This is a genomic window from Mycobacterium sp. MYCO198283, from assembly GCF_021213805.1.
GTDB lineage: Bacteria > Actinomycetota > Actinomycetes > Mycobacteriales > Mycobacteriaceae > Mycobacterium.
In genome coordinates this window covers 70,172-82,385 of the sequence record NZ_JAJQJI010000003.1, presented here as the reverse complement: position 1 = coordinate 82,385, position 12,214 = coordinate 70,172, and the positions used below count along the sequence as shown (strand labels likewise).

Below are 12,214 nucleotides of genomic sequence, written 5' to 3'. Positions count from 1 at the left end.
CGCGCGGCGCCGCCGGGCTACCGCGCGATCGACGGCTCCGGATCCGCCGTCACCGACGAGTCCAGCGGCGGCACCTGCCGGCGACGCTGCTCCCAGCGCCGCAGCGCATTCCGGCACGGCGATTCCACCAGCGCGTAGCTGACGGCGGCGATCGCGAACCCGAACACCACCGTCAGGGCCAGCACCACCGGCATGTCGCCGCTGAACGGGAACGCGCCGATCACCGGGAACACCATCGCCAGCGCGGCCAGGTGCCAGACGAACAGCCCGTAGGACCAGCGGCCCAGCGTCACCATCGCGCGGCTGCCGAGCAGCCGGTGCGGCGTGTCGGGGCGGTCGAGCACCAGCGGCGCCAGCAGCGCGCCGGCGACCACCGCGCCCATCGCGACCTTCACGATGAACTGCGCCGGGCTGCCGGGCGTCAGGCCTTCGGGTCCGGCGAGCGGGGAGGCCGCCACCCCGAACGCGGCCACCGCCACCGCCGCCATGAGGAGCCGGCGCCGCGCCCAGCGGTGCGGCAGCCCGACGTCGCCGACGGCCCACTCGGCGAGCAGCATCCCGGCGGCGAACCACGACACGAACGCCGGCGGCCAGTTGAGCGCGTTCACGCCACCCGACTGCAGCGGCAGCAGTGCCCAGCCGAAGCTGCCGATGCCCACCGCCGCGATCGCCGGCACCCGCACGCGGACCCCGAGCCGGCGTGCCAGCAGCGCGAGCACCGGCAGCGCCAGATAGAAGCTGACCTCCACCGAGAGACTCCACATCTGGGTGAGCCCGGCCGTCAGCGTCAGCGGCACGTAGATCTGCGTCAGCGTGAGGTTCGCCAGCCACACCGTCGGGCTGGCGTCGTCGGCGTCCGGGAGCAGCGTCAGGATCACGACGACGGCGACCAGGTAGCCCGGCATGATGCGCACCAGCCGCGACCGCAGGTAGTGCCCGGTCGGCGGCGCGGGCCGCAGTCCGCGCGCCGCGGCAGCGTGACCGCGCCACAGCAGGAAACCCGACAGCGCGAAGAACACCGCGACGGCCAGGTCGAAGCGGCCGAAGATGCGGCCGTCCACGCCGCTCGAATGGCCGGTCTGGAAGGCCACGTGCGTCACCACGACGCCGATCGCCGCGCAGGCCCGCATTCCTTCCACCGCCGGCAGGAACGGGCGGGTGCCGCCGACCGTGGCGGCGAGGTCGTCACCGGGCATCGCACCAGTGTGCCGTCCGAGTGATCCGCGGTGCCGCGGCGGCCCGCTGCCCGCCTGTTAGGGTCAGTGAAGTTTCGCCACCACTGCCGAGTCCAGCTGGCGGCGCAGGTCTGCGGGCTGTCGGTCGCCGGAGGTTAGAGGGAGGCACTTTGAACCGCGCAGTGGCCATGCGAATCGCGGCGTGCGGGCTTGTCGGGTTGGGTGCGGCGCTGCTCATCGCCGCCCTGCTGCTGGTGACCTACACGACCAGCCGAATCGCCAAGATCCCGCTCGACGTCGACACCAGCCTCGCCAGCGAGGGCAACGCCCTCTTCGCGCTGGACCCCGCGTCGCTGTCCGGCCCCAAGTTCGTCGTGGACGAGAACGTGCCGGTGGTGAAGCAGCAGCAGATCTCCGTCGAGGCGCCCGCCAACGCCGACGTCGTCACGCTGCAGGTGGGCGACACGCTGCGCCGCACCGACCGGCAGCAGGACAACGGCCTGCTGCTGGCGATCGTGGACACCGTGACCGTCGACCGCCGGTCCGGCGAGGCGGTCTCCGACGACACCAATCCGGGCGGCGCGGTGCAGAAGCCGCGCAGCATCGAGGGCGACCAGCCGGCCGTCGACGTCGCGCTGCCGCACGAGGGGTTGGCCTACCGGTTCCCGTTCGACGTGGAGAAGAAGACGTATCCGCTCTTCGACCCCATCGCACAGCAGGCGTTCGACGCCAACTACGAAGGTGAGGAGACCGTCAACGGGCTCACCACCTACCGGTTCACCCAGAAGATCGGCTACGACGCCGAGGGCAACCTCGTCGACCCCATCAAGTACCCGTCGCTGTACGACAACGACGAGGACGGCACCGTGACGGCGCGGGCGTCGCAGTGGGGGCTGCAGGGCGACCCCGAGGAACCGATCACCATGACGCGCTACTACGCCGCCGAGCGCGAGCTGAACGTGGACCCGGTGACCGGCACCATCGTCAAGGCCGAGGAGCATTCGGCCCAGTACTACGCCCGCGACGCCAAGCGGCCCGAGGTGGTGCTGATCGACTACCGCGTGACGTCCACCGAGGACACCGTCGAACAGCAGGTCGCCGCCGCCAGCGACGAGCGCGACCGGATCGCGGTGTGGAGCCGGATCCTGCCGATCACGTTCACCGCTGTCGGCCTGATCGCGCTGATCGGCGGCGCGCTGCTCGGCGTGTTCAGCCTGCGGGCCGAGTCGGCGCTGATCGATCCGGGCCTCGACACCGCCGGCCACGGCTTCTTCCGCCCCCGCGGCGACGCCGACGAGCCGACACCGGGCGCCGAGGCCGAGACCGAGAAGATCCCCACGCAGCGCCCGCCCGGTCCGCTGGGCCTGCCGCCCGAAGCCAACCCCCCACCCCGCTGAGGGTGCGGCCGGCGTCCCGGCTCGTCGTTCCCGGCTACGCGCTGGCGCTGACGCTGCTGGTGTGCGGGCCGCTGCTCGCGCCCGGATATCTGCTGCTGCGCGACGCGGTGTCGACGCCGCGGTCGTTTCTCTCCGACGCCGCCCTCGGGCTCACCGAGGCCGCGCCGCGGGCGGTGCCGCAGGACGCGGCGGTCGCCTGGGCGTCGACGCTCTCCGACGGCGGCGTGGTGGTCAAGGCGCTGCTGATGCTCGGGGTGTGGCTCGGCGGCTGGGGCGCCGCCCGGCTCGCGGCGCTCGTCTTGCCGGCGGCGAGCCGTGCCGGTGAGCTGGCCGCGGCGACCGTGGCGATCTGGAACCCGTATGTCGCCGAGCGGTTGCTGCAGGGGCACTGGAGTCTGCTGGTGGGCTACGGCGCGCTGCCCTGGGTCGCGATCGCGGTGCTGCGGCTGCGCGCGGGCGGCCCGGCGCTGCCGAGCGGGTGCCTGCTGGTGTCGTTCATCGCGCTGGCGGGGCTGACCCCGACCGGCGTGCTGCTGGCCGCGGCGGTGGCACTGGCGGCGACGGCCGCGCCGGGCGACGGGCAGCCGCGGCTGCGGTGCGCGGCCGGCGCGGTGGCGGCCGCCGCGGTGACGGCCGCGCCGTGGCTTTCCGCGGCGCTGCTGGGCTCGTCGCTGGCCGCGCATCCGGCGTCGGGCATCGCCGAGTTCGCCGCCCGCGCCGAGCCGGGGCTGGCGACCATCGGCAGCCTGGCCGGGCTGGGCGGAATCTGGAACGCCGACGCCGTTCCGGGCACCCGCACCACGGCCTACGCGCTGGTGGGGACGGTGCTGCTGCTCGCGGTGGTGGGCTGCGGGCTGCCGCGGCTGTGGCGGGAGCGGGCGGCGCGGCCGCTGCTGCTGCTGGCCGGTGTCGCGGTCGTCGCACCGGCGCTGCTGGCGACCGGGCCGGGCCGCACGGCGTTGGAGGCGGTGGTGCGGGCGCTGCCGGGGCTGGGCATGCTGCGCGACGGGCAGAAGTGGGTGGCGCTCGCGATGCCCGGCTACGCGCTGGCGGCCGCCGCGGCCACGCTGGTGCTGCGGCGGCGGCTGCGACCGGCCGGCGCCGCGCTGGCGTGCTGCGTGCTGCCGATCGTGGCGCTGCCCGACCTGGCGTGGGGTGTCGGCGGGGCCGTGGCGCCGGTGCGCTATCCGGCGGGCTGGTCGGCGGTGGCCGCGCAGATCAATGCCGATCCGCGGCCGGTGCTCACCGTGCCGGTCGACAGTATGCGGGTGTTCGCGTGGGCCGGGCCGGCGCCGGTGCTCGACCCGCTGCCGCGGTGGCTGCGCGCCGACGTCCGCGGCAGCGGCGACCTGCTGATCGCCGGCCGGGTGGTCGAGGGCGAAGGACGCGACGGCCGACGGCTGCAGCGGCTGCTGCTCGACGGCGCTCCACCCGACGCGCTGGCCGAGGCCGGCATCGGCTGGATCGTCGTGGAGCGCGGCACCCCGGGCGAGACGGGCCGGGCCGCCGAGACGTTGCGGCGGCTGCCGCAGGTCTACGGCGACGGCGACATCGCGCTGTACCGGGTGGGTGGGTATGCGTCGGGGGTGTCGCCGTCGAAGCGCCAGGTGCTCATCGCCGCCCATCTGGCGTGGCTGGCGCTGCTGGCCGGCGGTGCGCTGGGCTACGCGGTGGCGCGCCGGCGGGTCACACCAGGCCGCTGACGCGCTCGCCGGCGGACACCGCGTCGAGCACCCGGCGCATCGCGGCCGCGCTCTGGCGCCACGAGAACTCGGCGCTGCGGACGCGGGCCTTGCTGCCGAGCTCGTCGCGCAGCACCGCGTCGGTGAGCAGCGCGTGCACCCGGTCGGTGAGCTCCGCGCGGTCGTCGACGAGCACGCCCGTCACCCCGTCGATGACGGAGTCGGTGAGCCCGCCCGAGGAGCGGTAGCCGACGGTCGGCACGCCGTGCTGGGCGGCCTCGAGCACGGCGAGCGCCCAGCCCTCCTTGCGCGACGGCAGCACGTGCACCCAACTGCGTTGCAGCACAGTGTGTTTGGCGTCATCAGCGATGTGGCCGTGGAACGTGACGGCGTCGTCGATGCCGAGCCGCCGCGCGTGTTGTTCGAGCCGGCCGCGCCACCAGCCGTCGCCGACGACGTCGAGCCGCAGCCCCGGCACCCGGTCGCGCAGGTCCGCCACCGCGTGCAGGGCGTCCTCGATCTGCTTGTGCGGCACCAGCCGTGACAGCACCGCGATGCGCGGGGTCGCCGAGCGGGGCGACAGCAGCGTGTCGGGCGGCGCCTGGTCCAGGCCGTTGCGCACCACCGCGATCCGCCGCTGGTCGACGCCGAGCTCGACGAGCTCCCGCGCCGACGGCAGCGACACCGTCACGTACTGGTGGCCGCGGTGCAGCCGCGGCGACAGTCGCGACTCGACCCACCAGCCGAGGCGGCTGAGCACCGGGCCGGCGACGGGCCACTGCTCGCGGTGGCAGTGGTGGGTGAGCAGCACGGCGCGGCGGCCGAACGCCAGCCGGGCGAGAAACGGGATGCCGTTCTGGCTGTCGACCACCACGTCCGGGCGGGCGTGCCGCAGCGGGCCGAGGCCGACGCGGGCCAGCACCATCGCCAGGCCGGCCCACAGATACACCGAGTACGCGCCGCCACCGCGGCTGACGCTGATGCCGTCGACCAACTCGCGGCGCGACGCACCCCGGTAACGCGCGGTGCGCAGCGTCACCCGTACGCCGTCGGCGGCGAGCTGCGCGCCGATGCGCTGCAGGTACATTTCGCTGCCGCCGCCCTGCGGGTGCCCGGTGTCGCGCCAGCACAGCAGCAGCACGGAGCGGACCGGCGGGGGTGGGACAGACATCGTCGCTCACCCTAACCGCTGGCTAGGGTCTTCTCGATGGCCGCTACCGACCCGCTGGCCCGGCGCGCGACGCTGCGGCGCTCGCTGCGCCTGCTGGCGTCGTTCCGGTTCGAGCAGCGGGATCCCGACCGGTTCTACGGCCCGCTGGCCACCGACACCGCGGAGCTGGTCAGCGACCTGTGGCGGGCTCATCATGGCGGCGCGCCGAGCGGTCGGCTGGTGATCGACGTCGGTGGCGGGCCGGGCTACTTCGCGCGTGCCTTCGCCGCCGCGGGCATGCGCTACGTCGGCGTGGAGCCCGATCCGCGTGAGGCGCACGCCGCGCCCGTGCGCAGCGGGCCGGCCGCCGGCAGCGTCGTCCGGGCGTCCGGGCTGGCGCTGCCGTTCGCCGACGACGCGTGCGACATCTGCCTGAGCTCGAACGTCGCCGAACACGTGCCGCAGCCGTGGCGTCTCGGCGACGAGATGCTGCGGGTCACCCGGCCCGGCGGGCTGGTGGTGCTGTCCTACACCGTGTGGTTGGGGCCGTTCGGCGGTCACGAGATGGGGCTGACGCACTACCTCGGCGGCGCCCGCGCGGCGCGCCGGTACACCCGCCGCCACGGCCATCCGCCCAAGAACAACTACGGGTCGTCGTTGTTCGCGGTGTCGGCGGCCGACGGCCTGCGCTGGGCCCGCGGCACCGGCGCGCTGGTCGCGGCTTTCCCCCGCTACCACCCGCGATGGGCGTGGTGGCTGACCGCGGTGCCCGGCGTCCGGGAGGTGGCGGTGAGCAACCTGGTGCTCGTGCTACGGCCCTGACTGGAACAGGTTCTCGTTCTGCGGGTGAGTCGGTACTGTGACCGGCAAGACATCCGCGCACGCGAGGAGCAGGACCGTGACACAGACCGTCGCCTTCAAGACCGAGTACGACAAGCTGTTCATCGGCGGTCGCTGGGTCGAGCCGTCGTCCCCCGACGTCATCGAGGTGTTCTCCCCCGCCACCGGCCAGAAGGTCGGGCAGGTGCCGCTGGCCGTCGCCGCCGACGTCGACGCGGCCTGCGCGGCCGCCCGCACGGCGTTCGACGAGGGGCCGTGGCCGACGATGTCGCCGCAGCAGCGCCAGGACGTGCTGGCCGCGGCGGTCAACCTGATGACCGAGCGCGCCGACGAGCTGAAGTACCTGCTCGCCGCCGAGACCGGTCAGCCCGCGACGATCGTCGACATGATGCAGTACGGCGCGGCGATGGCGGCGTTCAACTACTACGCCGGCGCCGCCGACAAGTTCACCTGGTCAGAGATCCGCGACGGCATCTACGGCCAGACGCTGGTGACCCGCGAGCCCATCGGTGTGGTCGGCGCCATCACCGCATGGAACGTGCCGTTCTTCCTGGCGGCCAACAAGCTCGGCCCGGCGCTGCTGGCCGGCTGCACCGTGGTGCTCAAGCCGGCCGCCGAGACACCGCTGTCGGTGTTCGCGATGGCGCAGATGTTCGCCGACGCCGGCCTGCCCGAGGGTGTGCTGTCGATCGTGCCGGGCGGCGCCGAGACGGGCCGGGCGCTGACCGCCAACCCCGAGATCGACAAGTACACGTTCACCGGCAGCTCGGCGGTCGGCAAGGAGATCGGCAAGTTGGCGGCCGAGAAGCTCAAGCCGTGCACGCTGGAGCTGGGCGGCAAGTCGGCGGCCATCATCCTCGAAGACGCCGACCTGGACGCCACGCTGCCGATGCTGGCGTTCTCCGGCGTCATGAACTCCGGGCAGGCCTGCGTCGCGCAGACCCGCATCCTGGCGCCGCGGTCGCGCTACGACGAGGTCGTGGAGAGGCTCGCGGAAGCCGTCCGGAACATGCCCGTCGGCACCCCGGACGATCCCGGCGCCGCGATCGGCCCGCTGATCAGCGAGCGGCAGCGCGAGCGCGTCGAGAGCTACATCAGGAAGGGCACCGAGGAGGGCGCGCGGCTCGTCACCGGCGGCGGCCGCCCCGCGGGTCTGGACAGCGGCTGGTTCGTCGAGCCGACGGTGTTCGCCGACGTCGACAACTCCATGACCATCGCGCAGGAGGAGATCTTCGGCCCGGTGCTCGCGGTGATCCCCTACGACACCGAGGACGACGCGATCCGCATCGCCAACGACTCGCCCTACGGCCTGGCGGGCAGCGTGTTCACGCAGGACTACGCCAAGGCCCTGCAGATCGCGGCGAAGATCCGCACCGGCACCTATGCGGTCAACATGTACGCGTTCGATCCCGGCGCGCCGTTCGGCGGCTACAAGAACTCGGGCATCGGCCGGGAGAACGGCCCCGAGGGCATCGAGCAGTACTGCCAGGCCAAGAGCACGCTGCTGCCGTTCGGCTACACGCCGCAGAGCTGACGGGCCGCCGGGTCGCTCGCTAGGCTGGGCCCACGACATCCGTGCTATCCCTGCCATCCACGCGACACCGAGGAGGAGCCATGGCGGTATCGGTCGACCTGTCCAAGGCGCTGGACAAGGCCTACGAGGGCAAGTCGCTCAAGGAGATTCTCGACGCCTCGCCGGCGGCGCTGGCCGGCGTCTCCGACAGCGACGCGCAGCACCTGGCCGACGCGTTCAACATCAAGACCGTCCGGCAGCTGGGCGATCACAAGCTGTTCAAGGTGGCCGCGGCGCTGGTCGCGCTCGAGAACGCCGGCTGACAGCGCACACCGGCGCTCAGGCGGTCAGCTCGGCGACCAGCTGGCGGCGCAGCACCTTGCCCGTGGGGGTGGCGGGCAGCTCGTCGCGGAAGACGATGCGGTCCGGGGTGCGCGAGCCGCGGAGCGCGCCGCGCACGTAGCTGCGCAGCTCGTCGGGGTCGGGGGTCGCGCCGGGCTCCGGGACCACGACGGCGACGATGATCTGCCCCCACTGCGCGTCGTCGGCGCCCACGACCGCGACCTCGTGGACGTCGGGGTGCTCGACGAGCACGTCCTCCAATTCGGCCGGCGCGATGTTCTCGCCGCCGCGGATGATGGTGTCGTCGGAGCGGCCGCCGATGAACAGGTAGCCGTCCTCGTCGAGCATCGCGACGTCACGGGTCGGGAACCAGCCCTCGTCGTCGAGCACGGAACCGATGCCGGTGTACTTGCCCGACACCTGCTCGCCGCGCACGTACAGCTCGCCGGTCTCGCCCGGCCCGAGCACGGCGCCGTCGTCGGCGCGGATCTGCAGTTCGATGCCCGGCACCGGCTGTCCGACGGAGCCGAGCCGGCGGGCGACGGCGGGGTCGTCGCTGGCCAGCGCCTCGCGGTGGTCGTCGGGGGTGAGCACGGCGATGGTCGAGCTGGTCTCGGTGAGGCCGTAGGCGTTGACGAAGCCGACGTCGGGCAGCAGCTGCAGCGCCTTGCGCACCAGCGGCAGCCCGATCTTCGAGCCGCCGTAGGCGAGGTTGCGCAGCGACGGCAGGGCGACGCCGTCGCGTTCGAGCACGGCCACGATCCGGTCGAGCATGGTCGGCACGACGGTGGCGGTGGTGACGGCCTCGTCGCGGGCCAGCCGCACCCATTCGTCGGCGTCGAACGACCGCAGGTAGACCATCTTCCGGCCGGCGTAGAGGTTCGACAGCGCCGCCCCGACGCCCGCGATGTGGTACGGCGGCACGCAGATCAGCGCGGCGTCGTCGGGCTCGGCCGAAGCGAACTCCACCGTGCCGGTGACGTAGCTGGTGAGGTTGTTGTGGGTGAGCTCGACGGCTTTCGGCTGCGAGGTGGTGCCCGAGGTGAACAGCACGACCGCGACGTCGTCCGGGTCGGGGAACTCCGACGCCGGCTCGGCGCCGCGGGCGGCCGCGACGAACTCCGTCGACGTCATCAGCTGCCGGCCGGCCCCGCTCAGCACATCCCGGTATTCGTCGTCGACCACCACCAGCGGATCGGGCAACCGGTCGATCAGCCCGCGCAGCATCTCGTCGGACAGCCGGTAGTTCAGCGGTGTGAACGCCTTGCCGGCCCGCGCCGAGGCGAAGATCAGCAGCGGCAGCAGCGCACCGCCGGTGCCGACGTAGGCGACGTGCTTGGTGCCGGACTCCGCGACGACGCCCGCGCCGCCGTCGGCGAGTTCGCTGAGCTCGGCGGTGGTGAGGCGGATGTCGTCGGACACCACCGCGACCCGGTCGGGGTCGGTCGACATCGACATCTCCAACAGCAGCGAAATGCTCACGGTCCTCGCTTCGGGTCGTTACACCTGACGCGAGAATCGTACTCTCCGCGCACGCGAACTCGGGTGCCCGCGGCGGGGGCTGTGACACCCGGTGCCGTCGGGCGTGCTTAGCTCACCTCGATGCCCTCCCCGCGCGTCGACGAGCTCGACACCGAGACCCCGACCACCGTGCACGCCCGGTTCGGGCTCGACGTGCTCGACTACGACGGCCCGGCCGGCACCGCGACGGTGTCGATGCCCGTCGCGGGCCTGGTGAACCCGCTGACCGGCGTGCAGTCGGTGGCGCCGCTGGCGATCCTGCTCGACGCCGTCGGCGGGATCTCCAACCACCTGCGACGGCCCCGTGACCGCTGGACGGTGTCGAGCGAGCTGGCTCTGGAGCTCAGCCCCGACGGCATCGCCACGATGGCGGCGAGCACCGAGCGGGTGGTGGCGCACGCCCGTCCGTCGGGCCCGATGGGCGCGACGGCGCTCGCGGTGTGCACCATGCAGTGCGGCGACACGGTGATCGGCGGCGGCACCGTGCGGTCGTTCTACATCCCCGGGGTCGGCGAGTTCCCGCCGCGGCCCGCCGACACGCTGCCCAAGACGCCGCGCCCGCAGCTCGCGGAGCTGATGAGCGTGCAGCCCGCCGCCGCCGACGACGGCGAGGTGGTGCTGCGCCAGCTCGTGGACCCGGTGCTGAACAACCAGATCGGCATCGTGCACGGCGGCGTCTCGTCGGCCGGGCTGGAGCTCGCGGCGTCGGCGGCCGTCGACGCCGCGGGCGCCCTGCACACCGCGTCGGTGCGGGTGAACTTCCTGCGCCCGTTCCTCGCCGGCGAGCAGTCCCGCTACGTCGGCACCCCGCTGCGGATCGGGCGCAGCACCGCGGTCGGCGACGCCCGGGCGATCGGCGACGACGGCCGGACCGCGCTGGTCGGCCGGATCACCGCCTATCGCTGACCGCTCAGGTGCCGGTCCAGTTCGGCGCCCGCTTCTCGGCGAACGCGACCGCGCCCTCGCGGGCGTCGTTCGAGGCGAACACCGGCATGATGATCTCGTTCTGCTTCGCCCAGAACTCCTCCGGTGACCAGCCGCGCGACTCGACGATGACGCGCTTGGTGGCCGCCACCGCGAGCGGGCCGTTGGCGGTGATGCGCTCGGCCAGCCCGATCGCCGCAGCCAGCGCCTGCCCCGGTTCGGCCAGCACGTTCACCAGCCCGAGCTCGTGGCCGCGCTCGGCGGTCAGCGGCTCGCCGGTGAGCGCCAGTTCCATCGCGATCGCCGACGGGATGCGCTGCGGCAGCCGCAGCAGCCCGCCGCCGCCGGCGACCAGGCCGCGCTTGACCTCCGGGATGCCGAACGCCGCGTCGCGGGCCGCCACGATGAGGTCGGTCGCCAGCGCGAGCTCGGTGCCGCCGGCCAGCGCGTAGCCCTCGACCGCCGCGATCAGCGGCTTGGCGGGCGGGCGCTCGGTGAACCCCATGCCGCGGCCCTCGACCATCGGCAGCTCGCCGCGGGCGAACGCCTTGAGGTCCATGCCCGCGCAGAACGAACCGCCGGCGCCGGTCAGCACACCCACCGACAGCCCGGGGTCGCCGTCGAGGGTGTCCATGGCCGCCGCCAGCCCCTCGGCGACGGCCTTGTTGACGGCGTTCTTGGCGCGGGGCCGGTTGATGGTGATCAGCAGGATGCGGTCGCGCCGCTCGACGAGGACCGGGTCTTCCTCGGGCTGCGCCACAGTGTCGCTCACGAGTGCCAGACGCTACCGCACTACTGTTGGCCGCTCGGTACCATCGACACGTTTATCCGCACCCGCATCCGGACAAGGGAGAATCGTGACCGAAACGCAGTCCGAGCCCGCGGAGATCGCCACCTTCGATCCGGATTTCACCGAACGCGTGATGGGCGTGCTGCGGCCGTTCCTCAAGCGGTACCACCGCGCGGAGGTCCGCGGCCTCGACCGCTTCCCGCCGACCGGCGGCGTGCTGGTGGTGTCGAACCACTCCGGCGGGCTGTTCGCCATGGACGTCCCGGTGTTCGCCGCCGACTACTACGAGCGGTTCGGCTACGACCGGCCCGTCTACACGCTGAGCCACGACCTGCTGCTCACCGGCGCCACCGCGTCGTTCTTCCGGCGCATCGGGTTCATCGCCGCCAACCCGGGCAACGCCGCCGACGCCCTGCGGTCGGGCGCCGTGGTGGTGGTGTTCCCCGGCGGCGACTACGACGTGTACCGCCCGACCGTCACCGAGAACGTCATCGACTTCGCCGGCCGCAAGGGCTACATCCGCACCGCGATCGAGGCGGGAGTGCCGATCGTGCCCGCCGTCTCGATCGGCGGCCAGGAGACGCAGCTGTACCTGTCGCGCGGCACCTGGCTGGCGAAGCGCCTCGGCCCCATCGCCCGCATGGCGCGCGTCAAGATCCTGCCGATCTCCTTCGGCTTCCCGTTCGGGCTGTCGGTCGTGCTGCCGCTCAACGTGCCGCTGCCGTCGAAGATCGTCACCGAGGTGCTGGAGCCGATCGACCTGATCGAGCGGTTCGGCGAGGACCCCGACGTCGACGAGGCCGACGAATACGTCCGCACGGTGATGCAGCGGGCGCTCGACCGCCTCGGCGCCAAGCGCCGGTTCCCGGTGCTCGGCTGA

The 12,214-nt window shown here is 73.2% G+C and carries 11 protein-coding genes; 7 read left to right on the top strand and 4 right to left on the bottom strand.

Translation table 11 applies throughout. The annotated features are described in order from the left end of the window. Positions 1-17: 17 nt before the first annotated feature. Positions 18-1,196: an acyltransferase gene (locus LV457_RS06990; RefSeq protein WP_232170059.1), complete on the bottom strand. Its 1,179-nt coding sequence runs from the start codon at positions 1,194-1,196 to the stop codon at positions 18-20. Positions 1,197-1,345: 149 nt separating this feature from the next. Here LV457_RS06990 and LV457_RS06985 point away from each other — a divergent pair, with 149 nt between their 5' ends. Both LV457_RS06985 and LV457_RS06980 read left to right on the top strand, forming a co-directional pair. Beyond that, the gene (locus LV457_RS06985; protein ID WP_232170058.1) at positions 1,346-2,572 is read left to right on the top strand and encodes a DUF3068 domain-containing protein; all 1,227 of its coding nucleotides are present in this window, start codon (positions 1,346-1,348) and stop codon (positions 2,570-2,572) included. 2 nt (positions 2,573-2,574) lie between these two features. Further along, a complete protein-coding gene (locus LV457_RS06980; RefSeq protein ID WP_232170057.1) occupies positions 2,575-4,275 on the top strand; it encodes a hypothetical protein in 1,701 nt (566 codons plus the stop codon). Here LV457_RS06980 and LV457_RS06975 read toward each other — a convergent pair. Next, entirely contained in the window at positions 4,259-5,425 is a 1,167-nt protein-coding gene (locus LV457_RS06975) for a glycosyltransferase family 4 protein (protein WP_232170056.1), read from the bottom strand. The genes LV457_RS06980 and LV457_RS06975 overlap by 17 nt on opposite strands. Before the next feature lie 36 nt (positions 5,426-5,461). On the opposite strand from LV457_RS06975, the gene LV457_RS06970 reads away from it, so the two are divergent. The 3 genes from LV457_RS06970 to LV457_RS06960 all read left to right on the top strand — a co-directional run bounded on the left by LV457_RS06970 (position 5,462) and on the right by LV457_RS06960 (position 8,080). Continuing rightward, complete coding sequence (locus LV457_RS06970; protein ID WP_232170055.1) at positions 5,462-6,226, top strand: class I SAM-dependent methyltransferase; 765 nt, start codon at positions 5,462-5,464, stop codon at positions 6,224-6,226. Between the two features lie 76 nt (positions 6,227-6,302). After that, positions 6,303-7,778: an aldehyde dehydrogenase gene (locus tag LV457_RS06965; protein WP_232170054.1), complete on the top strand. Its 1,476-nt coding sequence runs from the start codon at positions 6,303-6,305 to the stop codon at positions 7,776-7,778. An 80-nt stretch (positions 7,779-7,858) separates the two neighbouring features. Next, on the top strand, positions 7,859-8,080 hold the full coding sequence (locus LV457_RS06960; RefSeq protein WP_232170053.1) for a hypothetical protein: 222 nt from the start codon (positions 7,859-7,861) through the stop codon (positions 8,078-8,080). A 16-nt stretch (positions 8,081-8,096) separates the two neighbouring features. Here LV457_RS06960 and LV457_RS06955 read toward each other — a convergent pair whose 3' ends face one another. Further along, positions 8,097-9,581: a class I adenylate-forming enzyme family protein gene (locus LV457_RS06955; protein ID WP_232170052.1), complete on the bottom strand. Its 1,485-nt coding sequence runs from the start codon at positions 9,579-9,581 to the stop codon at positions 8,097-8,099. 120 nt (positions 9,582-9,701) lie between these two features. Between LV457_RS06955 and LV457_RS06950 the strand changes: the two genes are divergently transcribed. Further along, a complete protein-coding gene (locus tag LV457_RS06950; RefSeq protein WP_232170051.1) occupies positions 9,702-10,526 on the top strand; it encodes a PaaI family thioesterase in 825 nt (274 codons plus the stop codon). 4 nt (positions 10,527-10,530) lie between these two features. Here the strand turns inward: LV457_RS06950 and LV457_RS06945 are convergent, their stop codons facing one another. Next, positions 10,531-11,316, bottom strand: a complete 786-nt coding sequence (locus tag LV457_RS06945; RefSeq protein WP_232170050.1) for a crotonase/enoyl-CoA hydratase family protein — start codon at positions 11,314-11,316, stop codon at positions 10,531-10,533. Positions 11,317-11,467: 151 nt separating this feature from the next. Between LV457_RS06945 and LV457_RS06940 the strand changes: the two genes are divergently transcribed. Further along, positions 11,468-12,214, top strand: a complete 747-nt coding sequence (locus tag LV457_RS06940; RefSeq protein ID WP_232170424.1) for a lysophospholipid acyltransferase family protein — start codon at positions 11,468-11,470, stop codon at positions 12,212-12,214.

Bases quoted from the DNA above. Each gene is read 5' to 3' on its own strand.
- LV457_RS06960 (WP_232170053.1), top strand. From the start codon at position 7,859: ATGGCGGTATCGGTCGACCTGTCCAAGGCGCTGGACAAGGCCTACGAG.
- LV457_RS06975 (WP_232170056.1), bottom strand. From the start codon at position 5,425: ATGTCTGTCCCACCCCCGCCGGTCCGCTCCGTGCTGCTGCTGTGCTGG.
- LV457_RS06940 (WP_232170424.1), top strand. From the start codon at position 11,468: ATGGGCGTGCTGCGGCCGTTCCTCAAGCGGTACCACCGCGCGGAGGTC.
- LV457_RS06990 (WP_232170059.1), bottom strand. From the start codon at position 1,196: ATGCCCGGTGACGACCTCGCCGCCACGGTCGGCGGCACCCGCCCGTTC.
- LV457_RS06970 (WP_232170055.1), top strand. From the start codon at position 5,462: ATGGCCGCTACCGACCCGCTGGCCCGGCGCGCGACGCTGCGGCGCTCG.
- LV457_RS06950 (WP_232170051.1), top strand. From the start codon at position 9,702: ATGCCCTCCCCGCGCGTCGACGAGCTCGACACCGAGACCCCGACCACC.